Genomic DNA, 25,536 nt, shown 5'->3' on the forward strand with positions numbered 1-25,536 from the left:
CATGGCCAGACGACACGAGCGGGTCGGCTACGGGCTGCCGGCGCTGCTGGCGGTCGGGCTCCACGCCCTGGTGCTGCTGGTCAGCGTGATCAGCCTGCCCGCCCGGGAGACCCCACCGGAGAGCGCCTCCATCGTCCAGGCGACCCTGGTCAGCACCGAGACCGTGACCGACCAGGCCCAGCGCGCCGAGGAGGCCCGCCAGCGTGCCATGGCCCGCCAGGCGGAGGAGGCCCGCCAGGCCGAGGAGCAGGCCCGCCAGGAGGCGGAGGCCGCCGCCCGTGAGGCCGAGCGCGAGGCGGCGGCCGAGGCGGAGGAGGCGTCGCGTCGCGCCGCCGAGGAGGCGGCGGCCGAGGCGGCCCGTCGCGCCGAGGAGGCCGAGGCCGAGGCTCGCCAGCGTGAGCAGGCCGAGGAGCAGCGCCAGGCCGCGGAAGCCGAGGCCGAACGTCGCCGCCAGGAGGAGGCCGAAGCCGAGCGTCGCCGCCAGGAGGAGGCCGAGGCGGAACGCCGCCGCCAGGAGGAGGCCGAAGCCGAACGCCGCCGCCAGGAGGAGGCCGAGGCGGAACGCCGCCGCCAGGAGGAAGCCGAAGCAGAGCGTCGCCGCCAGGAGGAGGCCGAGGCCGAGCGTCGCCGCCAGGAGGAAGCCGAGGCCGAGCGTCGCCGCCAGGAGGAGGCCGAAGCCGAGCGTCGCCGCCAGGAGGAGGCCGAGGCCGAACGCCGCCGCCAGGAGGAAGAGGAAGCGGCCCGGCTCGCCCGCGAGCAGGCCGAGGCCGAGATGCAGCGGCTGATCGAGGGCGCCGAGGAGCGTGTCGCCAATGCGCAGCAGGGTCAGCAGGCGGCCAACGACTTCATCGCCCTGGTCAGGCGTGCGGTGGAGCAGGCGTGGCGCATCCCGCCCAACGTCACCGCCGGCACCAGCGTCGAGATCGCGGTGCGCCTGGGTCCCTCCGGCGAGCTGTTCGCCGCCGAGGTGCGCCGTGCCAGCGGCGACGGTGCCTTCGACCGCTCCGCCCTGCAGGCCGTGGAGGCCGCCGCGCCGTTCGCCGAACTGCGACAGTTGCCAGCCGGCATCCAACGCGACTACCGTCAATTCAACCTGCGTTTCACACCGGGAGACGTCCGCTGATGAAAGCCATGATGACCGCCTGGCTGACCACCGCCCTGCTGCTGGCGAGCCAGCTTGCCCAGGCCAACCTGACCATCGAGATCACCCGCGGCAACGAGAGCGCGACCCCCATCGCCGTGGTGCCCTTCGCCGGCGGCGAGGGGCTGCCCGAGGATGTCGCCCAGGTGGTGCACGACGACCTCGCGCGCAGCGGCTACTTCGAGCCGCTGCCACGCCGCCAGATGATGGACCAGCCCAGCGAGAGCGAGCAGGTCCGCTTCGGCGACTGGCAGGCCCTCGACACCCGCTACCTGGTGGTGGGCAGCGCCGAACGCGACGGCGACGGCTACCGGCTGCGCTATGAGCTGCTCGACGTGAGCGGCGAGCAGCGCATGCTGGGTGAGGTGGTCACCGCCGATGCCGGCGGGCTGCGCGGCGCCGCCCACTACATCAGCGACCAGGTGTTCGAGGCGATCACCGACATCCGCGGCGCCTTCTCGACCCGCATCGCCTACGTCACCTCCCAGGGGGTGGGCGACGATATGCAGTTCGCCCTCTACGTGGCGGACGCCGACGGCCACAACAGCCAGCAGGTGCTGAGCTCGCGGGAGCCGATCCTCTCGCCTAGCTGGTCGCCGGATGGCGGCAAGCTCGCCTACGTCTCCTTCGAGACCGAGCGGCCGGCCATCTATGTGCAGGAGCTCGGCTCCGGCAAGCGGGCGCGGCTCACCGACTTCCAGGGCCTCAACAGCGCCCCGGCCTGGTCACCGGACGGCCGTCGGCTCGCCATGTCGCTCTCCAAAGATGGGCAGCCCGATATCTACGTGATGGATATCGCCTCGCGCAACCTGCAGCGCCTCACCCGCGACTCGGCCATCGACACCGAGCCTTCCTGGGCGCCGGACGGGCGCAGCCTGGTGTTCACCTCGGACCGCAGCGGTGGCCCCCAGCTCTACCGCCACGACCTCGCCAGCGGTGAGCAGAAGCGCCTCACCTTCACCGGCAACTACAATGCCCGCGGGCGCTTCTCGCCCGACGGCGAGTCGCTGTTCCTGATCCACCGTTCGGATCGCGGCTACCAGGTCGCGCGCCAGGACCTGGACAGCGGCCGCCTGGTCACGCTGAGCGATTCACGCTGGGACGAGTCGCCCAGTGTTGCCCCCAACGGCACCATGGTACTCTTCGCCACCCAGCAGGGTAACAGCGGGGTGCTGGGGGCTGTCACCGCCGACGGGCGCGCGTCCTTCCGCCTGCCCTCGGCTCGGGGTGATGTGCGCGAGCCCGCGTGGTCACCTTTTCTGAACTGATCTTTCAGGAGTGCATGAGATGCAATTCAAGCCCTACGCCCGTTCCCTGGCGATCGCCTTCTCGCTGGCCCTGGTGGCCGGCTGCTCCAGCACCGGCGGCACCCAGGACGGCAGCATGGATGGCGGCGTCGCCGGCTCCGGCTCCGGTGCCAGCAGCAGCGGGGTGAGCGGTGGCCAGGCCAGCGGGTCCGGCTATGGCGGCACCGCCGGCCAGCAGGCCGACGGCCGCATCCCCCAGCAGCGCACCATCTACTTCGCCTTCGACAGCGACGTGATCCGCCCCGAGTTCGAGTCGGTGCTGGCCGCCAACGCCCGCTACCTGCGCGAGAACGGCAATGCCCGCGTGGTGCTCCAGGGGCATACCGACGAGCGCGGTACTCGCGAGTACAACCTGGCGCTGGGCGAGCGTCGTGCGAACTCGGTGGCGCAGTTCCTCTCCGTGCAGGGCGTCTCCCCCTCCCAGGTCGAGGTGGTGAGCTACGGCGAAGAGCGTCCCGCCGCCCGCGGCCAGAACGAAGAGGCTTACGCCCAGAACCGTCGTGTCGTGTTCGCCTACTGAGGCGACCCAAGCGACGAGGGAGAGACACATGAGACTCGGTCTGAAAGGACTGTGCGGCGCGGGAGCCCTGGTGCTCCCGCTCGCCGTATGGCTACCCGCCCTGGCCCAGCAGCCGGTGGTGGAGGACCTCACCGCGCAGCCCAGCTCGTTTTACCAGCAGACGGATACCCGCGAGTCGGCCGGCGGCAACCTGGTGATCTTCAACCAGGTGCAGCAGCACCAGGAGGAGCTGCGGCGCCTGCGTGGTCAAGTCGAGGAGCTGCGCCACCAGCTCGAGCAGCTGCGCAGCCAGACCCGCCAGCAGTACCTCGACCTCGAGGATCGCCTGGCCTCGGCATCGGCCGGCATGACCACGCCGGCCGAGCAGGCCGTGGACGAGGAGGCCGCCCGCCAGGTGGCCGAGGCGCCGGCCCCGAATGCCGTCGACGCTGGCGTCCAGGAGGCCTACCAGCAGGCCTTCGGCCATGTCCAGGCCCGCGAGTTCGACCGCGCCATCGCTGCCTTCGAGGCCTTCGTCGGTGACCACCCCGACAGCCGGCTGACCCCCAACGCCCACTACTGGCTGGGCGAGCTGCACGCCGCGGAAGGGCGCCTGGCACCCGCCGAGGCCGCCTTCACCACCGTGCTCGAGGCGTACCCGGAGAGCAGCAAGGTGCCGGATGCCCTCTACAAGCTGGGCCTGCTCAAGGCGCGCCAGGGCGAGCCGGAGGCCGGCCGCGAGCTGCTCGAGCGGGTGCGCCAGGAGTACCCCGAGAGCACCGCGGCGGGGCTGGCCGGCGACTTCCTGCGCCAGGCCGGCAACTGATCATCGAGGAGAGCGCATGACCACCTGCAAGATCGACTACCAGGCACCCGAGGGGCTGCTCGCCGACCGCGTGATCCTGGTCACCGGTGCCGGCGACGGCATCGGCCGGGCGGCGGCCCTAGCCTATGCCCGCCATGGGGCCACGGTGATCCTGCTGGGCCGCACCATCGCCAAGCTGGAGGCGGTGTACGACGAGATCGAGGCCGCAGGCGGGGCGCAGCCGGCGATCTTCCCGCTCAACCTCGAGGGGGCCACGCTCAAGGACTACCACGACATGGCCGAGACCCTGGACCGGGAGTTCGGCCGTCTCGACGGCATCCTCCACAACGCCGGCCTGCTGGGGCGCATCATGCCCTTCGAGCAGTACAACCCGGAGCTGTGGGAGCAGGTGATGCAGGTCAACATCAACGGCCCGATCTGGATGACCCAGGCGCTGCTGCCGCTGCTCAAGAGCTCGCCGGACGCCTCGGTGATCTTCACCTCCTCCAGCGTGGGACGGCGGGGCCGGGCCTACTGGGGCGCCTACTCGGTCTCCAAGTTCGCCACCGAGGGCTTCATGGAGCTGCTCGCCGACGAGCTCGAGCACCTCGGCAGCATCCGCGTCAACAGCCTCAACCCCGGCGCGACGCGCACCGCCATGCGCAAGACGGCCTACCCCGGGGAGAACGAGATGACGCTGCGCACCCCCGAGGAGATCATGCCCACCTACCTGTGGCTGATGGGGCCGGAGAGCCGCGGCCACAACGGCGAGCGCTTCAATGCCCAGCCACCCAAGGCCTGATCCGGGGCGATGACACGAGTGGCGGCGGTGACAGGCCTGTCACCGCCGCCACTCGCGTGCCGGCTCAACGCAGCGCCGCCGCCAGCGCCTCGCCGGTCTCGAACCAGAGATCGGCTGGCCAGCGCCGATACTCCTCCGCCTCCTCCGTATACCCCCAGCCCACCGCCACGGCGGCCATGCCGGCGGCGCGCGCCGCCTGGATGTCGCGCAGATGATCGCCGATGTACCAGCACGCCGCCGGGCTTACCCCGAGGCGCCGTGCCGCCTCGTGGAGCGGCGCCGGGTCGGGCTTCTTGACCGGCAGGTCGTCGGCGCACAGCAGGGCGCCGGGGGCGAGGGCCAGGGCCTCCACCAGGGGCGCGGCATAGGCGCGGGGCTTGTTGGTGACGATGCCCCAGGGCGCGCCGGCGGCCTCCCAGGCCTCCAGTAGCGGGCCGAGTGACGGGAACACCCGGCTCTCCACCGCCACCGCCTCGCCGTAGGCGGCGAGCAGGAAGGTGCGGGCCTCGTCGTGGCCCGGTGCCTCCCGGGCCAGCCCCAGGGCGAGCTCGACCAGGGCGCTGCCGCCGTTGGAGACCTGGGCGCGGATCACCGGGTAGGGCAGGGCGGAGAGCCCGTGGTGAGCGCGCAGGGCGTTGGTGGCCCGGGCCAGGTCCGGCGCGGTGTCCACCAGGGTGCCGTCGAGGTCGAAGAGCAGGGCCTCGGGCCGCGAGAGCACGGTCACGAGGCGTCCCGCCGGCAGTGCATCAGGTAGTTGACCGAGACATCGGTGGGGTGGAGCCGGTAGCGCCGCGTCAGGGGGTTGTAGACCAGGCCGCTCTGCTCGCGCACCGCGAGGCCCGCCTGGCGGCACCAGCCGGCCAGCTCCGCCGGACGGATGAAGCGCTTGTAGTCGTGGGTGCCCCGCGGCACCAGGCGCAGCAGGTACTCGGCGGCCACCACGCCCAGCGCCAGGGCCTTGGGATTGCGATTGAGGGTCGAGAAGAACACCTGCCCGCCGGGCTTCACCAGGCGGGCACAGGCACGGACCACCGAGGCCGGGTCAGGGACATGCTCGAGCATCTCCAGGCAGGTGACCACATCGAAGCTTCCCGGCGCCTGCTCGGCCAGCGTCTCGACGCTGACCCGCCGATAGTCGATGGCAAGCCCGCTCTCCTGGGCATGCAGGCGGGCCACCCCCAGCGGTGCCTCGCCCAGGTCGATGCCGGTCACCTCGGCACCGCGGTGGGCCATGCCCTCGGCCAGGATGCCGCCACCGCAGCCCACGTCCAGCACCCGGCGCTCGGCGAGCCCCGCCCGGGCGTCGATGAAGTCCAGACGCAGCGGGTTGATGTCGTGGAGCGGCTTGAACTCCCCCTCGCGGTCCCACCAGCGGCCGGCCAGGGCCTCGAACTTGGCGATCTCGCCGGGATCCACGTTGTCCGCTGCGGTCGATGTTGCGCCCATCTGCGCTCTCCGTTGCTGGTTCATGGTGCGGGACTGCTGCATGGTGCGTCCCCGGCCAGGTTGTTGGCCTGACGCGACAGTCGCCATCGTCGGCTCGACACAGTGGCAGGCCGGGTCGCGTCCGGTATCATGCCCATGATACCCGTTCTCGGGGAGGCATTCCCATGCCACTGACCTGGCCGCTTCCCGGGGAAGGGACGCCGCGACCCGCGGCGCCACCCACTGACGCTGAGAGACCGACAAGGACTTCACCATGATTCGCAAGGCCGTGCTTCCCGTCGCCGGTTTCGGCACCCGCTGCCTGCCGGCCTCCAAGGCGATTCCCAAGGAGATGATCACCATCGTCGATCGCCCGGTGATCCAGTACGTGGTCCAGGAGGCGGTGGCCGCCGGGATCCGCGATATCGTGCTGGTCACCCATGGCAGCAAGGGCGCCATCGAGAACCACTTCGACAAGCACTTCGAGCTGGAGGCGAGCCTCGAGGCCAAGGGCAAGCACGAGCTTATCGAGGAGCTGCGCGCCATCGTCCCGGAGGACGTCAACATCATCAGCGTGCGTCAGCCCGAGCCCCTGGGCCTGGGCCACGCCGTGCTCTGCGCCCGCCCGGTGGTGGGCGACGACGCTCCCTTCGCGGTGCTGTTGCCCGATGTGCTGGTGGACGACGAGGGGCTTGCGCGCAACGACCTCGCCGGCATGCTGGAGGCCTTCGAGCGCACCGGCCGTGCCCAGCTGATGGTCGAGGAGGTGCCCCACGAGATGACCCATAAGTACGGCATCGTGGACACCGGCGGCGACGCGCCGGGGCCTGGCGAGTCGCGTCCCCTGGTGGGGGTGGTGGAGAAGCCCGCGGTGGAGGAGGCCCCCTCCGACCTGGCGGTGATCGGTCGTTATGCGCTGCCCGGCCGCATCTTCTCGCTGCTCGCCGAGACGCCGCCCGGCGCCGGCGACGAGATCCAGCTCACCGATGCCATCGAGAGCCTGCGTCGCCAGGAGGGGGTCGACGCCTACCGCATGCGCGGCAAGACCTTCGACTGCGGCCACCAGCTCGGCTACCTCGAGGCGATCCTCGCCTACGGCCAGCGCCACCCCCGCTACGGCCAGGGCTTCCGCGAGCTGCTGGCCCGCTACGCCGGGGAGGCGTAAGCATGCGCGTCCTGATCCACGGCAGCGAACTGTCGGCGGCGGCGGCCGCCGCCGCCCTCTCCTGGGTCGGCCACAGTGTCACCTGGCTGCCCCATCCCGACCAGCCCTGGGAGGCCCTGCGCCAGGCGGAGTGGCTGGTGCGCGAACCGGGGCTCCTCGAGCGCCTCGAGAGCGCCCTGGTCGCCGGGGACCTGTGCCTGGCGACGGATGCCCGGGACGCCGTGGCCAGTCCCCAGGAGGTGGTCTGGCTGTCGCTCTCCCCGCAGCAGCGCGACGGGCTCGAGGCCCTGTTCACCGCGCTGGCCGACGCCGAGGGGCTGCGCCTGCTGGTCAACCATTCCACCTTCCCGGTGGGCGAGACCGAGCGGCTCGAGGCGCGCCTGGGGGGGCATGCCCGGGCGGTGGCCCTGGCGGACCTGATCGAGGAGGGGCGTGCCTGGGAGACATTCACGCGGCCCAGCCGCTGGCTGCTGGGCTGTGACGACACCGAGGCCGAGGCCCGGGTGCGCGAGCTGCTGCGCGCCTTCAATCGCCGCCAGGAGGTGATCCAGCGCATGCCACGGCGCGCCGCCGAGCTCACCAAGCTGGCCATCAACGGCATGCTCGCCACCCGCATCAGCTACATGAACGAGGTCGCCGGCCTGGCCGATAGCCTGGGGGTCGACGTGGAGCACGTGCGCCTGGGCATGGGCTCGGACCCGCGGATCGGCTACGAGTACCTCTACCCCGGCTGTGGCTTCGGCGGGCCTAACTTCTCCCGGGACCTGATGCGCCTGGCCGACGTGCAGTCCGCCAGCGGGCGCCGCTCGGCGCTGCTGGAGCAGGTGCTCGACATCAACGAGCACAAAAAGGAGACCCTGTTCCGCAAGCTGTGGCACCACCTCCACGGCCGCCTGGAAGGGCGCTGCGTGGCGATCTGGGGGGCGGCCTTTAAGCCCGGCACGGCGCGCATCGACCAGGCGCCGGTGCTGCCGCTGCTGCGGGCGCTGTGGGCCCAGGGGGTGCGGGTGCGCCTGCATGACCCCGCGGCGCTGCCGGCGCTGCGCCAGGAGGTGGGCGAGCATCCGCTGCTCGAGACCTTCGATGGCGACCCCCTGGAGGCGTGTCGGGGCGCCGACGCCCTGATGCTGGTCACCGAGTGGAAGACCTACTGGAACCCCGACTGGGCGCGCCTGGCCGAGGCGCTCTCCGAGCGGCTGGTGCTGGACGGCCGCAACATCTACGACCCGGCCTGGGTCGCCGCCCAGGGGCTCATCTATCGCGGTATCGGGCGTCGCGCCGACCCCTGAACGCGAACTAGGCCGGCGGCGCCGGGCCCACCAGGTTGGCGGCGGCGAAGCGCCAGTTGGCCAGGGCCCGGAAGGCCGCCAGCCCCGCCGCGGCCTCCTCGGCCTCGGGCGCCACGTAGTGGGCCAGCAGCGGGATCACCCCCGGCGCCATGGGCAGCTCGCCCTCGGCGTTGGCCAGCACCGCCAGTTCCCGCGCCTCGCCCCGGGCCACCAGCCACCCCCATCCCCCCACACCGCGTAGCGGCGCGGTGGCGTCCTCGATGGCGCGATACAGCCCCTCACGGTCGCCGAAGGCCGCCACGATGGCGGCTTCCAGCGTCTCGCTGGGTTCGCCCGGGCGCGGCGCCAGGCTGTGCCAATGGAAGGTCAGGGCCCAGGCGCGGGCGGCCTCGCGGGCCAGCTCGCCCTCGGCGCCACGGGCGATGGCCTCGGGGGAGGCGTCGGCCCAGGGCGTACCGGCCGCCAGGGCGGCGAGACGCGCGACGCACCGGCGCTGCAGGCGGCCATGGCGGCGGCGCACCGTCTCGCGCGAGAGGTGCGGCTCGAGGGCCTTGATATCGTAAGGCAGGGCGGGCAGTTCGAGGGACATCGGGCTTCCTGATCGAGGGGCGGCGATGGACGGCGAGGGCTGCGTTGGCATCTCGCCCGTGCGCCGGGGCCGAGAAACCCCTTACACTGGCGGCCGCATCGGGATGCGGGTCGCCGGGCGCCGCGGCATGATAGCAGGCGACCGCCATCCCGGCATCCGTTCCCCGCCCAGGCCCTACAAGGAGTCGCCCCATGGCAGAGCGCCAGGATCCGCGCCGCTACGCCGGACCGATCGTCCCGGACCCGGAGGCCAGCCTGACGGCACAGCGCCACCGCTATCCCGAGCCGCCGACGGTGTGGCCGCTGTGGCTGCTGGTGATGCTGCTGGCCGCCGGGCTGGGGGCGGCCGGCTGGTTCGGCTGGCAGGAGCGGCAGCGCCTGTCGGCGGAGGTGGCGCGCCTAGGCGGCGAACTCTCCAACGTCCATGCCCGCTTCGACACGGCGCTGGGCGAGGGCGACGCCCTCCAGGAGCTCGAGCAGCGCGTCGCGGCCCAGGCCGAGGAGAACGCGACCCAGGAGAGGCGCTTTGAGGTGCTCGAGGAGGACCTCGCCGCGGGTCTCGACGCGCTGGGTGCCGGCATCGAGCGGCTGGAGGGCCGCCTCAGCCGCATGGGGGAAGCCGCCGCCACCCGTGAGGCGATGCTCGCCGCCTTCCAGGACTCCCTCGATGCCCTGGAGCGTGCCGGCGAGGAGGGGCGCGCCGCGCTCGAGGAGCGCATGGCGCGCCTGGATGCCGCCAATGACGGGGACGCCGCGGTCCTGGAGGGGTTGCGCGAGTCGCTGGCGGCCCTCGAGTCACGCCTGGCGGCCACCCGGGAGGCGGGCGAGGAGGCCCGCGACGCCCTCGAGCGGCGCCTTGCCGCCCTGGACGAGGCGGTTGAAGGCGTTGCCGAGGCGCGGGAAGATAGCCGCCAGGAACGGGATGCCCTGCGCACGCGCCTGGCCGCCCTCGAGGCCGAGGCCGGCGAGCTGCGCCGCAGCCAGCTCGCGCTGAGCGCCCGCCTCGAGGCCCTGCGGCCGTGAGGCGGCGCCGGGAGCATCCCCGCGAGTCGCAGACAGAAGGGCGTGGGGAGATGGAGAATCGCGTGACGGGACGCCTGGCTGCCGCGACTCTGGTGGTGGGGCTGCTGGTGAGCCCGGGGGCACTCGCCCTCGAGGCGCGCATCGAGGGTCTCGAAGGGGACGTGGCGGACAACGTGCGCCACTACCTGGAGGGGCTGGATGCCGCCCAGTACAGCCGCGCTCGGCTGGAGGGGGAGGCGAGGCGCCGCGCCGCCGAGGCGATGCGCGCCTACGGCTACTACGAACCCACCCTCGAGGTGCACCTGGCGGAGGGTGAGCCCCCCGAGCAGGTCACCCTGGCGATCGCCCCGGGCCCGCGGGTGCGCGTCGAGACGCTGGACTTCCGCCTCGAGGGCGCGGCCGACGAGGATCCCCCCTTCCGGGAGGCGATCGACGCCTTCCCCCTGGCGACCGGCGACCCCCTGGTCCATGCCCCCTACGACAGCCTGCGCGCCAAGCTGGCCAATCTGGCCCTGGAGCGCGGCTACTTCGACTGGCGCTATGATACGCGCCGCCTGGAGGTGCGCCCCCATGAGCAGAGCGCGCGCCTCTACCTGACCCTGGACAGCGGCCCGCGCTACCGCTTCGGCGACGTCCTGCTGATCGGCAGCCATATCGAGCACGAGCGCCTGCGGCGGATGCTGCCCTTCGCCCCCGGCCAGCCCTACCTGGCCGGCGAGCTGGCCCGCTACAACCAGCGCCTGGGACAGACCGAGTGGTTCCGTTCGGTGACCGTGCGCCCGCGGCTGCAGAGCCCCACCCTGACCCTGGACGAGGGGGAGCCGGGCTGGATCGCGGCGGTGGCCACCGAGGGCGAGGCGACCTATGTGGCCGGGCCGCGCCTCTCGGGGGCGGCGCTTGCGGCCACCACCGCGGTCACCGCCACCCCGGACTCGGCGCCGACGGTGCCCATCGACGTCAACCTGGCGCCGGCCGACCGCCACCAGTTCGAGGTGGGCGTGGGCTACGCCACCGACGTGGGCCCGCGCCTGCGCTTCAGCTGGGACCAGCCGTGGATCAACCGCTACGGCCACGGCCTCGACCACGACCTCTACGTCTCGGCCCCGGAGCAGCGCTTCGGCGGCGTCTACTCCATGCCGCTGGATAACCCGCTGCGCGACAGCTACGAGTTCCAGTACGGCCTCACCAACAAGGACAACGACGACACCCGCTCGCTGGAGGCGACCCTGGAGGGCGCACGCCGCTGGGAGTTCGATAACGGCTGGGTGCAGCACCTCTACGTGCGTACCACCTACGAGGACTTCACCCAGGCCGGCGACAGCGAGCAGGTGCTGCTGCTCTACCCGGGGATCCGCTGGTCGCGGACCCGCACCCGCAACCCCACCTTCCCCTCCTGGGGCGACCGCCAGCGCCTGAGCCTGGAGGTCTCCGACGGCCTGTGGGGCTCCGACGCCGACTTCGTGCGCGTCACCGGCGAGTCCCGCTGGATCCGCAAGATGGGCGACGACAACCGCCTGCTGGCCGGCGTGGGCCTGGGGGCCATCGAGACCGATGACTTCTCGCTGATCCCGCCGTCGCTGCGCTTCTTCGCCGGTGGCGACAACAGCGTGCGCAGCTACGGCTACGAGAGCCTCTCGCCGCGTGACGCCGAGGGCCAGCTCACCGGCGGGCAGCAGCTGCTCACCACCAGCCTGGAGTGGCAGCGCCGGGTGACCGGCGACTGGTGGGGCGCGGCCTTCGTGGATGCCGGCGACGCCTTCGCAAGCTGGGGCCCCGACGACCTCAATACCGGCGCCGGCCTCGGCGTGCGCTGGATCTCGCCGGTCGGCCCGATCCGCCTGGACATCGCTCACCCGTTCGACGACGAGGACAATTCGTGGCGCCTACACTTCGCCATCGGTCCAGAGTTCTGACCGCGCTCTGGGCGCTGATCCGCCTGCTGATCCTGCTTCCCCTGTGGCTCCTCGGCCTGGTCGTTCTCGTCCTGGGCCTGGCGCTCTCGCCCTGGGGCACCGGGCTGCTCCTCGACCAGGGCGAGCGCCTGGGCTTCCTGGAGGTCGAGTCCCACGCGGGGGCGCCGCTCGATCGCCTGGTGCTGGAGGGGCTCTCCCTCGAGGCCGGCCCGGCCAGCGTAGCGCTGCGCCGCCTGGAGCTGGCCTGGTCGGAGGAGTGCCTGCTCGACGGCCGCCTCTGCCTGGACACCCTGGCGGTGGAGGGCGCGCGCATCCGCCTCGCCGAGGGCGAGGCGAGCGATGAGCAAGCCCCCGAGGGCGCCGGGCCGCCCGGGCCCATCGCCTTGCCGTTCCCCATCGAGCTGCGCCGCCTGCTGCTCGAGGACGTGGAGGTGCGCCTGGCCGACGGCACCCGGTTGCGCTGGGACCACTTCAGCAGCGGCGCCACCGCCGAGGACGACATCCTGCGCCTGCTGCCGACGCGCCTGGTCGGCACGCGCCTGACCCTGCCGCTCTCGCCGGGCACCCGCCTGGCCCTCGCCGAGGGCGAGGTCGAGGGGCCGCGCCTCGCGGCGCCGGCCATCGACGCCGCCATCGCCGTGCGCTCGCCGCTGCCGGAACCGGTGGCCGCCGAGGCCGAGGGGCTCGCCGCGCGGGACCTGGCCAGCGAGCCGCGCCGCGAACTCCCGGAGATCAGCCTGCCGCTGCGCCTCGAGGTGCCCGAGCTGCTGGTGGAGGAGAGTGCCGTGGAGGGCGCCGTGGAGTACGGGGTCGAGCGCCTGGCGCTGTCGCTCTACGGCGAGGGCAACCGGGTCGAGATCCGCCCGCTGGAGGTGGCGACCCGCGACGCCGAGGCGAGCCTCGAGGCCGAGGTGGCGCTCGCCGGCGACTACCCGCTGACCCTGCGCCTGCAGAGTGCCCTGTGGCTGCCCGAGCGGCTCCCCGAACTGGCAGGGCAGCGCATCACCCTGGCCCTGGACGGCAGCCTCGCCGCGCTGGTGGCGCGCCTCGACCTCTCGGGGCCGGTCGACCTGGCCCTGGACGCCCGCCTCGACGCCCTGGACCCCACGCTGCCGATGTCCGTGAGCCTGGCCAGCGACCTGGTGCAGTGGCCGCTGCCCGGCCACCAGACCCGCCTCGACGAGAGCGGCGAGGAGGTCGCCGTCGAGCCCTGGGTGGTGGAGGACATCGCCCTGCGCCTGGAGGGCAGCCTGGTGGACTACCGCCTGGCCGCCTCGCTTTCCGCCGAGGGGCCTGAGCTGCCCTTCACCCGCCTGGCCCTCACCGGCAGCGGCGATCTCACCCACTTCGCCTGGCAGCCACTGTCGCTGGCGGTGGCCGACGCCTCGCTGACCAGCCGCGGCCGCGTCGACTGGGAGGATGGCCTGGCGGTGGAGGCCGAGGCGCGCCTCGATGACGTCGATCCCGGCCGCTTCGTGGAGGGCCTGCCGGGGCGTCTGGAGGGTGACCTCGCCGCCGCCTTCCGCCAGGGGGAGGCGGGCTGGACCCTCACGGTGCCGCGCCTGGCCATCGACGGCGAGCTGCAACAGCGCCCGCTCAGCCTGCGCGCCGAGCTCGCGGGGGACAGCGAGATGCGCTGGGATATTCGCACCCTGGACTTCCGCCAGGGCGAGAACCGTCTCGCGCTCTCGGGCCAGGTGAGCGAGCCGCGCCTCGCCCTGGAAGGCGAGGTCGACATGCCCGCCCTGGCCAGCCTGCACGAGGCGCTGTCGGGACGGATCAGCGGCACCCTGGCCGCCGCCGGCAGCCTCGAGGCCCCCGAGCTGGACGTCGCCCTGAGCGGTGAAGCGCTCGCCTTCGCCGAAAACCGCCTCGAGCGGCTCGACCTGGCGGCCCGGGTCAGCGGCCTGGAGGATCCGGCGCTGGACGTCACCCTCGACGCCGAGGCCCTCGCCGCCGGCGGCCAGCGGCTGGAGCGCCTCGCCCTGGCGCTCGGCGGTCGCCTCTCCGACCACACCCTGACCCTGGACGCCACGGCCCCCGCCAGCATGCCGCTCTCGCGGGCGGCACTCGCCGTGGAGGGGGGCCTGGACCCGACCCGCACCACCTACGCGGGCCAGGTCTCGCGCCTGGAGGTCGACGCCGACCAGGGCGAGCTGCGCCTGCAGGCGCCGGCGGTGTTCACCGCCGACCTGGCCCAGGGCGGCGCCCGGGTGGAGCCCTTCTGCCTGGCACGCCGCCAGGGGGGCAGCCTCTGCGTGGTGGAGACCCTCGCCGCCTCGGTCGAGGGTGGCGAGGCGCGCCTGGCGCTGCGCGAGCTGCCCATGGCGCTGCTCGACCCCTTCCTGCCCGAGCCCTGGTCGGCTGCCGGGACGACCGAGCTCGACCTCGACGCCGGCTGGGGCGCCGGCGGCGCCTGGCGCGCCGAGGCCCGCCTGCAGAGCCGCCTCGACCTCGCCGGCCAGGACGCCTACGGCCAGCCCTGGTCGCTGCCGGAAACCCGCCTCGAGGGCCGGCTCACCGCCGATGACCAGGCCGCCGAGCTGGACCTGACGCTGGGGCTCGCCGAGGCCGGCGACCTGGCGCTCCAGGCGCGCCTCGACGATCCCGCGGGCGAGGGGCGCCTGGCGGGCAGCCTGACCCTCGCCGGCCTGAGCCTCGCCCCCTACCGCACCCTGGCGCCCGGTATCGAGGCCCTCGCCGGCGAGCTCGCCGGGGAGGTCGACCTCGCCGGCACCCTGACGACCCCCGAGCTGCGCGGCGAGCTCGCCCTCACGGGGCTGCGTGCCAGCGGCGCCGACGTGCCGCTGGCGGTGCGCGACGGTGAGGTGCGCCTCGACCTGGCCGGCGACGCCGCGACCCTCGACGGCTTCATCGCCGCCGAGCAGGGGCGGCTCGAGATCGACGGCAGCGCCGCCTGGCCCTCTCCCCAGGAGTGGCGCGCCGACGTCGACCTGGTGGGCACCGAGCAGCCGCTGCTCGCGGTGTTGCCGGCGTTCGGACGATTGCGCATCGCCCCCGACCTGCAGATCCGTGCCCGGCCGACCCTGCTGCAGGTGCGCGGCGACGTGCGCATCCCCTGGGCGCGCCTGGAGGTCGGCGAGTTGCCCCCCTCGGCGGTGGCGCCGAGCCCCGACGAGGTGATCATCACCGCCCGCGACGAGGCGCGGGCCCGGCGCGAGGCCGAGCGCGCCGCCGACGAGGCGGCGGCGGGGGAGGACACCGCCGCGGCCATGGCCGAGGCGGGTATGGCCCTCGACGTCCAGGTCGAGCTGTCGCTCGGCCCGGACATGCAGCTCGCCGCCTACGGGCTGGAGTCGGGCCTCTCCGGCACCCTGGGGGTGCGCCAGCAGGATGGGCCGGTGCAGCTGTTCGGCGACGTCAGCCTGGTGGACGGGCGCTTCCGCGCCTATGGCCAGGACCTGCTGATCCGCGAGGGGCAGCTGCTGTTCAGCGGGCCGCCAGGCCAGCCGCTGCTCAACTTCGAGGCGGTACGCAACCCCGACGCCACCCAGGATGGCGTGATCGCCGGCCTGCGCGTCACCGGTAGCGCCAGCGAGCCGCAGCTGCGGGTGTTCGCGGAGCCGGCCATGGACGAGGCCAGCGCGCTCTCCTACCTGCTGCGCGGCCGCGCGCCCAACGACAGCGACACCGACGGGGCCCTCACCTCGGCGCTGGTGGGCATGGCGGTCGGCCAGGCCGGCGGCGCGGTGGGCGGCATCGGCGAGGCCTTCGGGGTCTCCGACCTCACCCTGGACACCGCCGGCAGCGGCGAGGACAGCCAGGTCACCCTGAGCGGCCAGCTCACCGATGACCTCGAGGTGCGCTACGGGGTCGGGGTGTTCTCGCCCATCGCCGAGCTCACCCTGCGCTACAACATCTGGCGCAGCCTCTACCTGGAGGCGGTGTCGGGAACCGCCCAGGCGGTGGACCTGGTCTACCGCTTCACGCGGTCCGGCAACCCGCGCATCATCAACGACGACTGAGGAGCCTGCCATGTCCCTGGATCTTGCCCGCGCCCTGCCCGGGCGCGACACCCCGCTCGCCATCGGCGGCGTGCATGCGGTCAACGGCCGCGCCATGACCCCGCCCTTCCCGGAGGGGATGGAGGAGATCGTGCTGGGCCTGGGCTGCTTCTGGGGGGCCGAGCGGCTCTTCTGGCAGCTGCCGGGCGTCCACGTCACCGCCGTGGGCTACGCCGGCGGGGTGACCCCCAACCCCACCTACGAGGAGTGCTGCACCGGGCTCACCGGCCACGCCGAGGTGGTGCGGGTGGTGTTCGACCCCGCCGAGGTCGACCTCGAGCGCCTGCTGCAGGTGTTCTGGGAGGCCCACGACCCGACCCAGGGGGACCGCCGGGGCAACGACATCGGCCCCCAGTACCGCTCGATCATCCTGACCCGCGACGCCGCCCAGCAGGCGGTGGCCGAGCGCACCCGGGACGCCTACCAGCAGGCGCTGTCCCGTGCCGGGGGCGGGCGGATCACCACCGAGATCGCGCCGCTCAGCGCCTTCTACTACGCCGAGGATTACCACCAGCAGTACCTGCACAAGAACCCCGGCGGCTACTGTGGCCTGCGCGGCACCGGGGTCAACTGCCCGCTCGGCTGAGCGGCAAGCGGGGTACGATCAGTCGGGGAGGGCCGGGGTGAGGTTCGTGGCCCCCTCGGTGGTGATCGCCAGGTTGTCCTCGATGCGGATGCCGCCGTGGTCGGCCAGGCGCTCGACCAGGCCCCAGTCGACGTCATCCCGCCCGCGATGCGCGGCCAGCAGCATCGGGATCACGTAGAGCCCGGGCTCGATGGTCACCACCATGCCCGGCTCAAGCCGGCGCGTCAGGCGCAGCGCCGGGTGGGCCTCGGGGGGCGGCAGCGGGCGACCCGCCGCGTCGACGCGCCCGGCGACGTCGTGGACCTGGACGCCCAGCAGGTGCCCCAGGCCATGGGGGCAGAAGGCGCGGGTCAGGCCGCTCTCCACCGCGCCCGCTGCGGAACCGCGTACGATCCCTTGGTCGACCAGCAGCTCGGCAAGCTCCCGGTGCATCCTCTCCTGCAGCGCGACGAACTCGACCCCCGGGGAAAGCGCCGCGGCCAGGCGATCCTTGATGGCGGTGACCCCCTCGATCAGCGGGGCGAAGGCCGGGTCGGCGTCCGGCCCCGCCCAGGTGCGGGTGATGTCGGCGCACAGCCCGCGGTGGCGATGGCCTGCATCCACCAGCAGGCTGTGGCGTCGGGCAGGGGCCTGGCGATCGTAGTGCTGGTAGTGCAGCACGCCGCCGTGGGCGTTGACCCCGACGATGTTGGCGTAGGGCAGCTCGCCCTCACGCTGGCGGGAGGCGCCCAGGTAGGCGAGCTGGATATCCAGCTCGGCGCCGCCCTCCAGGAAGCGGCGCCGTGCCGCCGCATGCCCCGCCAGGGCCTGGCGGTTGGCCTCATGGATGCAGGCCACCTCGTAGGCGCTCTTGCGCACCCGCCCCTCGTCGAGGGCGGCGAGCAGCGCCGGCGGGTTGGCCTCGGCACCCAGCGCGCGGGCCTCACCGGCCTCGATGTCGCCGATCACCGCGTAGCGCCCGCCGGGCAGTGCCGGCGGGGTCTCGAAGCGGCCGCGCTCCACCTCGAAGCGGTTGACCCAGGGCTCGTCGGGCAGGGCGGCGGGTAGGTGCCAGAAGTCCTCGGGGGCGTGCAGGTAGAGGCGGGGGGTTTGGCCGGGGCGCACCAGCAGCCAGCTGTGGGCGAGATGGGCCTGGCCGGTCCAGTGCACGAAGTGCCCGTAGGCGACGAAGCTCGCCTCCTGGTCGTCACCAAGGTGGCAGCGCGGCCGGCCGCTGTGGATCAGCACGCCATCGAGCGCCTGATGGCCGAGCGTCTCGGCGTAGGCGGCGAGCAGGGCGTCGAGGTGGCGCGCCTGCTGGGTATCGAGGTCCTGGGTCATGGGGTCTCCGGTGTTCAGGGTGGGGTGGTGGCGGCGATCTCCTCCCACAGCGCCGTCACCGCGGCGGGGGTGTGCTCGGCGCGGCGGAACAGGCGGATCTCCAGCGGCACCTGCCAGCGTTCGCCGCCGGCCGGCACCAGCTCGCCCCGGGCCAGCGCCTCGCGCACGCTGGCCTTGGGCAGCCAGCCGAGGCCGTAGCCCAGCGCGACCAGCTCGCGGATGTTGCTGCTCGCGATGCTCTCGTTGAGGATGCTGAAGGCCGGGGCATCGCCGAGCCGCGCCAGGTGCGCGCGGATGGCGGCGTCGGTCAGCCCCCGCGGGTGGTAGGCGATCAGCGGCAGGCGCAGCGCCTCCTCCAGGGCGAAACGTGGGCGACCACCGGCCTCGGGCAGCGAGACCGGCACCAGCCGCTCGTTGCCCAGCCGGCAGGAGACGAACTCACTGGTGTCGGGTTCGATGCCGCAGGGCGTCTCGGGCCAGTAGCAGAGCACCAGGTCACACTCGTCCCGGGCCAGGGCGCGGAAGAAGTCGTCCACCAGCCAGCCGGTGGCGCGCAGGTCGGGGACGATCGGCGGCGGCACCACCCAGCGCCCCAGCCAGCCGGGCACGAAGTGGGTCAGCAGGCTCTGGGGGGTGGCCAGGCGGATGCGGCCGGCCTGCTGCTCGCCGAGCTGGGCGATGCGACGGCGGCTGTCGGCGAGGCGTTGGGTCACGTCGTGGCACAGGGCCAGGAACTCCTCGCCGGCCGGTGTCAGCGACAGGGGCAGCGTCTGGCGGTTGACCAGCACGCTGCCCATCTCCTCCTCGAGCAGCTTGATGCGCCGGGAGAAGGTGGGCTGGGTGACGTTCTGCTGCTCGGCGGCACGCGAGAAGTGGCGCGTCCTCGCCAGGGCGATGAAGTCGTCGAGCCAGCGCAGTTCCATCGTCTCTCCCGGTCGGGGCCATCGAATCCGGCATTATGCCAGAGCGGGGCTCAGTCGAGGCGCCCCTCCTCGATGGCGTGGCAGGCGACCTGGCTGCCGTCGTCGCGGGCGATCAGCGCGGGCACCTCCTGGCGACAGCGGGCGTTGGCATGCGGGCAGCGCGCGTGGAAGACACAGCCCGAGGGTAGGTGCACCGGCGTGGGCACCTCGCCCTCCAGGCGGATATGCTGCGGCCGGTCGTCCTCGAGGCGCGGGATCGCCGACATCAGCGCCCGGGTGTAGGGGTGGCGCGGCGTGGCGAAGAGCGCCGCCGTGGGCGCCACCTCGCACACCCTTCCCAGGTACATCACCGCCACCCGGGTGCCGAAGTGCTCCACCACGGCGAGGTCGTGGGTGATGAAGAGGTAGGTGAGGTGGCGGTCGCGCTGGGCGTCCATCAGCAGGTTGAGCACCTGGGCCTGGATGGAGACGTCGAGCGCCGAGATCGGCTCGTCGGCGACGATGAACTCCGGGTCCACCGCCAGCGCCCGGGCGATGGCGATGCGTTGGCGCTGGCCGCCTGAGAACTCGTGGCCGTAGCGCTTGCCCCAGTCCGCGGCGATGCCCACCGAGCCCATCACCTCGGCGACCTTGTCGCTGACCTGCTGGCGACTCCAGTCGGGGTGGTGCAGGCGGATCGGCTCCTCCAGGGTCTGCTGGATGGTCATGCGCGGGTTCAGCGACGCATAGGGGTTCTGGAAGATCATCTGCATGCGCCGGCGGTAGGGCATCAGCGCCTGGGTCGAGAGGTTGTCGATGCGCTGGCCGTCGTAGCGTATCTCGCCGGCCGAGGGGTGCAGCAGGCCCATCACGGTGCGCGCCACCGTGGACTTGCCGCAGCCCGACTCGCCCACCACGCAGAGGGCCTCGCCGCGCTGGATCTCGAGGTCGACGCCGTTGATGGCGTGGACATGCTCCTGCTCGCGCACCAGCTTGCCGCCCTTGAACCTGAGCTGCTCGAGGAAGTCGCCGGAGAGCGAGAAGCGCTTCTCCAGGCCGCGGATCTCCAGCAGCGGGCGGGCGGCCTGGTCGCCGGTGGCGGCCGGATGGGCGAGGGGGGCAGTCGCGGTAGCGGTCATCGTGTCGTCTCCTCGGCCGGAAGGCGTTCGCGTTCGAGCATCTCGGCCACCATGTGGCAGGCGGCCTGGCAGTTGCCGGAGGCCACGAACCCGGGGACCTGGGTCCGGCAGGCGGTTCGCTCGCTGCCGTCGGGGCGGGTGACGAAGCCGCAGCGCGGATGGAAGGCGCAGCCGCTCGGCAGGCTGTCCAGCGAGGGCATGCTGCCGGGGATCTGGTTGAGCCGGCTGCCCGGGGTGGCCATCTGCGGCAGGGCGTTCATCAGCCCCTGGGTGTAGGGGTGCTGGGGGTCGTTGATGATCTCGCGGGTCGGGCCCTGCTCGATCACTCGCCCGGCATACATCACCAGCATGCGCTGGGTCACCTGGCTGACCACGCCGAGGTCGTGGGTGATCAGGATCAGGCCGACGTTGTGCTTCTCGCACAGCTCCAGCAGCAGGTCCATGATCTCGGCCTGGATGGTGACGTCCAGCGCCGTGGTGGGCTCGTCGGCGATGATGATGTCCGGGGCGAGCAGCAGGGCGATGGCGATGATCACCCGTTGGCGCATCCCACCGGAGAGCTCGTGGGGGTACTGGTCCAGGCGCGCCTCGGGGGAGGGGATATGCACCTGCTCGAGCTTGCGCAGGGCGATGGCGCGGGCCTCGCGGCGGCCGATGCGGCGGTGCGCCTTGAGGCACTCCACCATCTGCTCGCCGATGGAGAGCACCGGGTTGAGCGTCATCATCGGGTCCTGGAAGACCATCGAGATGCGGTTGCCGCGGATCCTGCGCAGGGCGCGGTCGCTCATCCTGGTGAGCTCCTGGCCATCGAAGCGGATGCTGCCGCCGGCGATGTAGCCGGGCCGGGCGATCAGGTTGAGCAGGGTGAAGGCGGCCACCGACTTGCCCGCCCCGGACTCGCCGACGATGCCGAGGCGCTCGCCGCGGTCCAGAGAGAAGCTGACGTCGCGCAGCGCCTTGACGTCGCCGCGGCGCAGGGCGAAGCGCACGTCGAGGTTGTTGACTTCGAGAAGAGACATGGCATCAGCCCTTGTAGAGTCGCGGGTTGAGAACATCGCGCAGCCAGTCGCCGAGCAGGTTGATCACCAGCACCAGCACCACCAGCACCGCGCCAGGGATCAGGGTGATCCACCACGAGCCCGACTGGATGTAGTCGAAGCCCGACTTGATCAGCGAGCCAAGCGACGGGTGGGTCTCCGGCATGCCCAGCCCCAGGAAGGAGAGGGCGGCCTCGGAGATGATGGCGTTGGCCACCTGCACGGTGGAGATGACGAAGATCGGCGACAGGGTGTTGGGCAGGATGTGACGGAACATGATGCGCCGGCTGGGCAAACCCATGGTGCGGGCGGCGTCCACGTACTCCTTGCCCTTCTCGGCCAGCACCGAGGCGCGCACGGTGCGCGCGTACTGGGGCCACTCCGCCAGACCGATGATCAGCACCAGCAGCGGCACCGCGTAGGCGCTGAAGGTGGCGCCGCCGAAGATCGCCTTGACCAGAGCGCCCACCACGATGGCGACCATCAGGGTGGAGAAGGAGAGCTGAATATCCGCCAGGCGCATCAGGAAGGCGTCGATGCGCCCACCCAGGTAACCGGCCAGCAGGCCGAACACCACCCCCAGCAGCGCCTGCAGAGCCACCGCGCCGAAGCCGATGATCAGCGACACCCGGGCGCCGTAGAGGATGGTGGAGAGCAGGTCGCGGCCCTGGGCGTCGGTGCCCAGCACGTAGGCGGGGTCGCTGCCGTCGATCCAGAAGGGCGGCAGTTCCGAGGCCAGGATGTCGATCTGCGCCAGGTCGTAGGGGTTCATCGGCGCCAGCCACGGGGCCAACACGGCGCAGGCGACGAAGGCGATGAACACCGCGAGGCTGACCTGGGCGATCAGGTCACGCCGGAAGCTGTAGAGCAGGTAGGAGTCGCGGAAGCGCGCCCAGCGGCTCGGCAGGGCGGCGGTCGGCTGGAGAGAGGTCTCGGTGCTCATGCGGGCTTGCCTGTCAGCTTGACGGTGGGGTTGACCAGGCCGTAGATCAGGTCCACCAGGGTGTTGGTGATGACGAAGATCAGGCCGACGATCATCAGGTAGGTGACGATCAGCGGGATGTCCGAGCGGTTGATGGCGTTGAGGAACATCAGCCCCATGCCCGGCCACTGGAACACCGTCTCGGTGAGGATGGTGTAGGCCACCAGGGTGCCGATCTGCACCCCGCCCACGGTGATCACCGGCAGCATGGTGTTCTTCAGCGCATGCAGGAAGTAGATGCGGCGCAGGCGGATGCCCTTGGCCCGGGCGAACTTGACGTACTCCGACTGCAGCACCTCGAGCATCTCGGCACGGATCAGGCGGATGAACAGCGGCAGCATGATCGAGGCCAGCGAGATCGCCGGCAGTACCAGGTAGACCAGGCCGTCGAGCGAGGCGAAGTTGGTGTACCAAGTGCCGATGACGTGCACCGGGTCGCCGCGGCCGTAGGCGGGCATGCCGCCCTCGGTGGAGAGCAGGCCGTTGAGCCAGCTGCCCCAGCCGGTATCGGCGGGGAAGGGGGACCAGGTGACGCCGATGGCAAACAGCTGGATCAGCACGATGGCGGTGAGGAACACCGGGATCGAAATGCCGACGATGGAGATCCCCATGAAGAAACGTGATAACAGGGCGCGCGGCTTGATGGCGCTGTAGACGCCGATGGGCACCGACAGCAGCACGATCAGCAGGGTGGTGGCCGCCACCAGCTCCAGGGTCGCCGGCAGGTGGCGCAGCACCACCTCGGTGGTCGGCTCGTTGAAGATGTAGGAGTAGCCGAAGTCGAGCTGGGCGGCGTTCCTGGCGAAGCGCAGGTACTGGACCAGGAAGGGGTCGTTGAGCCCCAGCTCCTCGCGCAGGGCCTCGCGCTCGCTCTCGGGCACGGACTGGCCGACCATCTGCTGGATGGGGTCGCCCAGGTTGTCCTGGATGGAGAAGGCGATGATGCTGATGACGAACATCACCAGCAGCGCATGGAAGAGGCGCTTGATCAGGAAGGCGATCATGTCGGGCGTCCTGTGGGCATACAGGCGGCGACGCCCTCGCGGTCCGAGGGCGTCGCGCGGTCAGCGTGAAGGGGTGCCGGCCCGTCGGGCCGGCGGGTGACTCACTCGGCCTCGTCGACGACCAGGTCCCCCAGGTAGGGGAAGTTCATCACGTTGAGCACCGGCTCGATGTTGACGTTGGGTGCCGCGGCCCAGGCCAGGTCCTGCCAGTGCAGGGGCACGAAGGCGGCCTCGTCGTAGAGGGTCTGCTCGACCTGCTGGAGCATCTCGGCACGCTTCTCCAGGTCGACCTCCAGGTTGGCTTCGGCCACCAGCTTGTCGAGCTCCGGGTTGCAGTAGTTGCCAGCGTTGTACTGGCCGGCGCCACTGTCGGCATCCGGACAGGCGGTGAGGTACTCGTGGAAGTTGGCGCTGTCCTCGGTGTCGGCGTGCCAGCCGATCATCATCATGTCGGCGGCGCGGTTGTCGAACTCGCCCCAGTACTGCGCCTTGGGCAGGGTCTTGAGATCCACGTCGACGTTGATGCGCGCCAGCATGGTGGCCACCGCCTGGGCGATCTTGGCGTCGTTCACGTAGCGGTTGTTGGGCGCCATCATGGTGATCTCGAAGCCGTCGGCGTAGCCCGCTTCCTCCATCAGTGCCTGGGCCTTTTCCAGGTCGTAACGACGCTCCAGCGACTCGATATGGCCCGCATAGCCCTCGGGGGAGAACTGCGCCGCCGGGGTGGCGAAGCCCTTCATCAGACGGTCGGCGATGGCATCCTGGTTCACCGCGTAGTCGAAGGCCTGGCGCACGCGCGGATCCTGGAAGGCCTCGACGCGATTCTGGTCCATATGGAAGAAGATGATGCGGGTGCCCGACATGGTGACCAGCTTGGCATCCTCGCTCTCGCGCACGCGCTCCAGGTCGTTGGGCGGTACCGGGGCGATGAAGTCGACGTCACCGGAGAGCAGGGCGGCCACACGGGTGGCGTTCTCGCTGATCGGGGTTAGCACGATGGTGTCGACGTTGCCCGGCGACTCGCTGTCCCAGTAGTTCGGGTTGCGTTCGAACTCCATGCGGGTGCCCTTGCGGTGCTCCACCACGGTGTAGGGGCCGGTACCCGAGAGGTTCGCGGAGGCGAAGGAGTTGCCGTTCTTGACGATCTCGTCCTTGGGGTCGCCATCCTCGTCGGTGCCGCTGTAGAACTCGCTGTCCATCGGGAAGATGTAGGTGGCCAGGTTAAGCAGCAGCGGGTAGGGCTCGGCGGTCTTGAACTCCACGGTGGCCGCGTCCACGGCGGTCACGCTCTCGATGGGCGCGAAGATCGCCTTGAAGTCGGGGCTGCGCTTGAGGCGCTCGACGGTCCACACCACATCCTTGGCGGTGAAGGCGTTGCCGGTGTGGAATTCAACACCCTCGCGCAGGGTCATGCGCATGGTGGTGTCGTCGACCTGCTCCCAGGCGGTGGCCAGGCGCGGCTCGAACTCCAGGTCCTGGGTCCAGCGGACCAGCGGGTCGTGGGTCATGTGCGACAGCTGCAGGATGCCGCCGGAGAGCTGCTCATGGATATCCAGCGATACCGGGTCGGCATCGTAGGCCATGCGCAGGGTGGTCTCGGCGCTGGCGGTGGCGGGCAGCAGCGCCGCCCCGGTCATGGTGGCGCCGACGACGGAGGCAAGGAGGGTACGCTTGAACATCATGTCGGGTTCCCTTTCGGATTGTTGTGGGTGCGCGATCACGGCACGCGGCGATTGCCCCTCACAACATAGAGACCCGACGGCGCCCGTCACAATCGAAATTCCGACTGGCGCCATGCGCGGGATGAATCGACGAGGAAAATGTTACACCTTGGTCTCTTGGTCTAAGGCGATACGCCCGTGATCCGGTAGAGGTCGGCGGCCTCGTCCAGGCCGGCGATGGTGCAGTCGAGGTCCTTCACCCGCCCGTCGGCGAGGCCGTAGACCCAGCCGTGCAACCACACCTCCTGGCCGCGCTGCCAGGCGTGCTGGATGATCTTGGTGCGGCTCAGCCGGGTCACCTGGGCGCAGGCGTTGAGTTCGCACATGCGGTCCACCCGCTCGGCCAGCGGAAGCGGCGCCAGCTCGTCGCGATGCAGGTAGTAGAGCTCGCGCACCGAGTGCAGCCAGTTGTCCACCATGCCGTTGTCGCCGCCCTCCACGGCGGCACGGATGCCACCGCAGCCATAGTGGCCCACCACCATGATATGGCGCACCTTGAGCACGTCCACGGCGTACTGCAGCACCGAGAGGGCGTTGAGGTCGTTGTGGTGCACCAGGTTGGCGACGTTGCGGTGCACGAAGACCTCCCCCGGCGGCAGGTCGATGATCTGGTTGGCCGGTACCCGGCTGTCGGAGCAGCCGATCCACAGGTAGTCGGGGTTCTGCTGGTTCGACAGACGGGTAAAGAAGTCGGGATCGTCGCGGCGCACGGCCTCGGCCCAGGCACGATTCTTCTCCAGCAGGCTCTCGATTTCCTTTCTCATGGCGGGCTCTTCGCTAACGGGTGGGTGGCGCCCTTTTACCCCCGGCGCCGGCGAGGGTCAACCGCGAGCGACGGGTGCGACCAGGGCTATCGCAGTTAC

Annotated in this window: 22 protein-coding genes; 11 read left to right on the plus strand and 11 right to left on the minus strand. The window is 71.6% G+C overall.

Features of this window, described 5'->3' with window-relative positions; all coding sequences use genetic code 11:
* Position 1 precedes the first annotated feature (1 nt).
* Genes tolA through Q673_RS32250 form a run of 5 tightly spaced genes read left to right on the plus strand, consistent with a single transcriptional unit; the run spans position 2 to position 4,554 of the window.
* Complete coding sequence (gene tolA / locus Q673_RS32230; protein ID WP_023006888.1) at positions 2–1,123, plus strand: cell envelope integrity protein TolA; 1,122 nt, start codon at positions 2–4, stop codon at positions 1,121–1,123.
* On the plus strand, positions 1,123–2,409 hold the full coding sequence (gene tolB / locus Q673_RS32235; protein ID WP_023006889.1) for a Tol-Pal system beta propeller repeat protein TolB: 1,287 nt from the start codon (positions 1,123–1,125) through the stop codon (positions 2,407–2,409). Before tolA ends, tolB begins: the two co-directional genes overlap by 1 nt.
* Before the next feature lie 19 nt (positions 2,410–2,428).
* Positions 2,429–2,968 (plus strand): peptidoglycan-associated lipoprotein Pal, encoded by a 540-nt coding sequence (gene pal / locus Q673_RS32240; RefSeq protein ID WP_023006890.1) that lies wholly within the window; start codon positions 2,429–2,431, stop codon positions 2,966–2,968.
* 28 nt (positions 2,969–2,996) lie between these two features.
* Entirely contained in the window at positions 2,997–3,773 is a 777-nt protein-coding gene (gene ybgF, locus Q673_RS32245; RefSeq protein ID WP_031218523.1) for a tol-pal system protein YbgF, read from the plus strand.
* Between the two features lie 16 nt (positions 3,774–3,789).
* Complete coding sequence (locus Q673_RS32250; RefSeq protein WP_023006892.1) at positions 3,790–4,554, plus strand: YciK family oxidoreductase; 765 nt, start codon at positions 3,790–3,792, stop codon at positions 4,552–4,554.
* A gap of 64 nt (positions 4,555–4,618) precedes the next feature.
* Here the strand turns inward: Q673_RS32250 and Q673_RS32255 are convergent, their stop codons facing one another.
* The gene (locus Q673_RS32255; RefSeq protein ID WP_023006893.1) at positions 4,619–5,278 is read right to left on the minus strand and encodes an HAD-IA family hydrolase; all 660 of its coding nucleotides are present in this window, start codon (positions 5,276–5,278) and stop codon (positions 4,619–4,621) included.
* Entirely contained in the window at positions 5,275–6,000 is a 726-nt protein-coding gene (ubiG, locus tag Q673_RS32260) for a bifunctional 2-polyprenyl-6-hydroxyphenol methylase/3-demethylubiquinol 3-O-methyltransferase UbiG (RefSeq protein WP_023006894.1), read from the minus strand. The genes Q673_RS32255 and ubiG overlap by 4 nt, the downstream gene beginning before the upstream one ends.
* A 253-nt stretch (positions 6,001–6,253) precedes the next feature.
* Between ubiG and galU the strand changes: the two genes are divergently transcribed.
* Positions 6,254–7,144 carry a UTP--glucose-1-phosphate uridylyltransferase GalU gene (gene galU / locus Q673_RS32265; RefSeq protein WP_023006895.1) on the plus strand — a complete coding sequence of 297 codons (891 nt, stop codon included), beginning with the start codon at positions 6,254–6,256 and terminating at the stop codon, positions 7,142–7,144.
* Between the two features lie 2 nt (positions 7,145–7,146).
* Entirely contained in the window at positions 7,147–8,433 is a 1,287-nt protein-coding gene (locus tag Q673_RS32270; protein ID WP_023006896.1) for a nucleotide sugar dehydrogenase, read from the plus strand.
* 7 nt (positions 8,434–8,440) lie between these two features.
* Here the strand turns inward: Q673_RS32270 and Q673_RS35620 are convergent, their stop codons facing one another.
* Positions 8,441–9,022, minus strand: coding sequence for a Fe-Mn family superoxide dismutase (locus tag Q673_RS35620; protein WP_023006897.1), 582 nt, complete (start codon positions 9,020–9,022; stop codon positions 8,441–8,443).
* 191 nt (positions 9,023–9,213) lie between these two features.
* On the opposite strand from Q673_RS35620, the gene Q673_RS32280 reads away from it, so the two are divergent.
* The 4 genes from Q673_RS32280 to msrA are packed head-to-tail and all read left to right on the plus strand — an operon-like array spanning position 9,214 to position 16,568.
* Complete coding sequence (locus Q673_RS32280; protein WP_023006898.1) at positions 9,214–10,044, plus strand: hypothetical protein; 831 nt, start codon at positions 9,214–9,216, stop codon at positions 10,042–10,044.
* A gap of 50 nt (positions 10,045–10,094) precedes the next feature.
* A complete protein-coding gene (gene tamA, locus Q673_RS32285) occupies positions 10,095–11,957 on the plus strand; it encodes an autotransporter assembly complex protein TamA (protein WP_031218526.1) in 1,863 nt (620 codons plus the stop codon).
* Positions 11,921–15,943 carry an autotransporter assembly complex protein TamB gene (gene tamB, locus Q673_RS32290; RefSeq protein WP_023006900.1) on the plus strand — a complete coding sequence of 1,341 codons (4,023 nt, stop codon included), beginning with the start codon at positions 11,921–11,923 and terminating at the stop codon, positions 15,941–15,943. The genes tamA and tamB overlap by 37 nt, the downstream gene beginning before the upstream one ends.
* Positions 15,944–15,953: 10 nt before the next feature.
* Positions 15,954–16,568 (plus strand): peptide-methionine (S)-S-oxide reductase MsrA, encoded by a 615-nt coding sequence (gene msrA / locus Q673_RS32295; RefSeq protein WP_023006901.1) that lies wholly within the window; start codon positions 15,954–15,956, stop codon positions 16,566–16,568.
* 18 nt (positions 16,569–16,586) lie between these two features.
* Here the strand turns inward: msrA and pepQ are convergent, their stop codons facing one another.
* From pepQ to can, 8 genes are all read right to left on the minus strand, one after another.
* Positions 16,587–17,888, minus strand: coding sequence for a Xaa-Pro dipeptidase (pepQ, locus tag Q673_RS32300; RefSeq protein WP_023006902.1), 1,302 nt, complete (start codon positions 17,886–17,888; stop codon positions 16,587–16,589).
* Between the two features lie 14 nt (positions 17,889–17,902).
* A complete protein-coding gene (locus Q673_RS32305) occupies positions 17,903–18,811 on the minus strand; it encodes a LysR family transcriptional regulator (RefSeq protein WP_023006903.1) in 909 nt (302 codons plus the stop codon).
* Between the two features lie 50 nt (positions 18,812–18,861).
* Complete coding sequence (locus tag Q673_RS32310; RefSeq protein WP_023006904.1) at positions 18,862–19,929, minus strand: ABC transporter ATP-binding protein; 1,068 nt, start codon at positions 19,927–19,929, stop codon at positions 18,862–18,864.
* The gene (locus Q673_RS32315) at positions 19,926–20,948 is read right to left on the minus strand and encodes an ABC transporter ATP-binding protein (protein ID WP_023006905.1); all 1,023 of its coding nucleotides are present in this window, start codon (positions 20,946–20,948) and stop codon (positions 19,926–19,928) included. The genes Q673_RS32310 and Q673_RS32315 overlap by 4 nt, the downstream gene beginning before the upstream one ends.
* 4 nt (positions 20,949–20,952) lie before the next feature.
* Complete coding sequence (locus Q673_RS32320) at positions 20,953–21,909, minus strand: ABC transporter permease (protein ID WP_023006906.1); 957 nt, start codon at positions 21,907–21,909, stop codon at positions 20,953–20,955.
* A complete protein-coding gene (locus Q673_RS32325; RefSeq protein ID WP_023006907.1) occupies positions 21,906–22,952 on the minus strand; it encodes an ABC transporter permease in 1,047 nt (348 codons plus the stop codon). The genes Q673_RS32320 and Q673_RS32325 overlap by 4 nt, the downstream gene beginning before the upstream one ends.
* A 101-nt stretch (positions 22,953–23,053) precedes the next feature.
* A complete protein-coding gene (locus Q673_RS32330) occupies positions 23,054–24,634 on the minus strand; it encodes an ABC transporter substrate-binding protein (RefSeq protein ID WP_023006908.1) in 1,581 nt (526 codons plus the stop codon).
* Positions 24,635–24,795: 161 nt separating this feature from the next.
* Positions 24,796–25,437 (minus strand): carbonate dehydratase, encoded by a 642-nt coding sequence (can, locus tag Q673_RS32335; protein ID WP_023006909.1) that lies wholly within the window; start codon positions 25,435–25,437, stop codon positions 24,796–24,798.
* Positions 25,438–25,536 lie beyond the last annotated feature (99 nt).

Origin of the sequence: Halomonas sp. PBN3 (assembly GCF_000475415.1) — a bacterium.
Lineage (GTDB): Bacteria > Pseudomonadota > Gammaproteobacteria > Pseudomonadales > Halomonadaceae > Halomonas > Halomonas shengliensis.

Coding starts and splice junctions, on each gene's coding strand:
- pepQ (WP_023006902.1), bottom strand. CDS start 17,888: ATGACCCAGGACCTCGATACCCAGCAGGCGCGCCACCTCGACGCCCTG.
- tolA (WP_023006888.1), top strand. CDS start 2: ATGGCCAGACGACACGAGCGGGTCGGCTACGGGCTGCCGGCGCTGCTG.
- Q673_RS32330 (WP_023006908.1), bottom strand. CDS start 24,634: ATGATGTTCAAGCGTACCCTCCTTGCCTCCGTCGTCGGCGCCACCATG.
- Q673_RS32310 (WP_023006904.1), bottom strand. CDS start 19,929: ATGACCGCTACCGCGACTGCCCCCCTCGCCCATCCGGCCGCCACCGGC.
- ybgF (WP_031218523.1), top strand. CDS start 2,997: ATGAGACTCGGTCTGAAAGGACTGTGCGGCGCGGGAGCCCTGGTGCTC.
- Q673_RS32305 (WP_023006903.1), bottom strand. CDS start 18,811: ATGGAACTGCGCTGGCTCGACGACTTCATCGCCCTGGCGAGGACGCGC.
- tamA (WP_031218526.1), top strand. CDS start 10,095: ATGGAGAATCGCGTGACGGGACGCCTGGCTGCCGCGACTCTGGTGGTG.
- tolB (WP_023006889.1), top strand. CDS start 1,123: ATGAAAGCCATGATGACCGCCTGGCTGACCACCGCCCTGCTGCTGGCG.
- Q673_RS32315 (WP_023006905.1), bottom strand. CDS start 20,948: ATGTCTCTTCTCGAAGTCAACAACCTCGACGTGCGCTTCGCCCTGCGC.
- galU (WP_023006895.1), top strand. CDS start 6,254: ATGATTCGCAAGGCCGTGCTTCCCGTCGCCGGTTTCGGCACCCGCTGC.
- Q673_RS32280 (WP_023006898.1), top strand. CDS start 9,214: ATGGCAGAGCGCCAGGATCCGCGCCGCTACGCCGGACCGATCGTCCCG.
- Q673_RS32270 (WP_023006896.1), top strand. CDS start 7,147: ATGCGCGTCCTGATCCACGGCAGCGAACTGTCGGCGGCGGCGGCCGCC.
- pal (WP_023006890.1), top strand. CDS start 2,429: ATGCAATTCAAGCCCTACGCCCGTTCCCTGGCGATCGCCTTCTCGCTG.
- Q673_RS35620 (WP_023006897.1), bottom strand. CDS start 9,022: ATGTCCCTCGAACTGCCCGCCCTGCCTTACGATATCAAGGCCCTCGAG.
- msrA (WP_023006901.1), top strand. CDS start 15,954: ATGTCCCTGGATCTTGCCCGCGCCCTGCCCGGGCGCGACACCCCGCTC.
- Q673_RS32325 (WP_023006907.1), bottom strand. CDS start 22,952: ATGATCGCCTTCCTGATCAAGCGCCTCTTCCATGCGCTGCTGGTGATG.
- ubiG (WP_023006894.1), bottom strand. CDS start 6,000: ATGGGCGCAACATCGACCGCAGCGGACAACGTGGATCCCGGCGAGATC.
- Q673_RS32250 (WP_023006892.1), top strand. CDS start 3,790: ATGACCACCTGCAAGATCGACTACCAGGCACCCGAGGGGCTGCTCGCC.
- can (WP_023006909.1), bottom strand. CDS start 25,437: ATGAGAAAGGAAATCGAGAGCCTGCTGGAGAAGAATCGTGCCTGGGCC.
- Q673_RS32320 (WP_023006906.1), bottom strand. CDS start 21,909: ATGAGCACCGAGACCTCTCTCCAGCCGACCGCCGCCCTGCCGAGCCGC.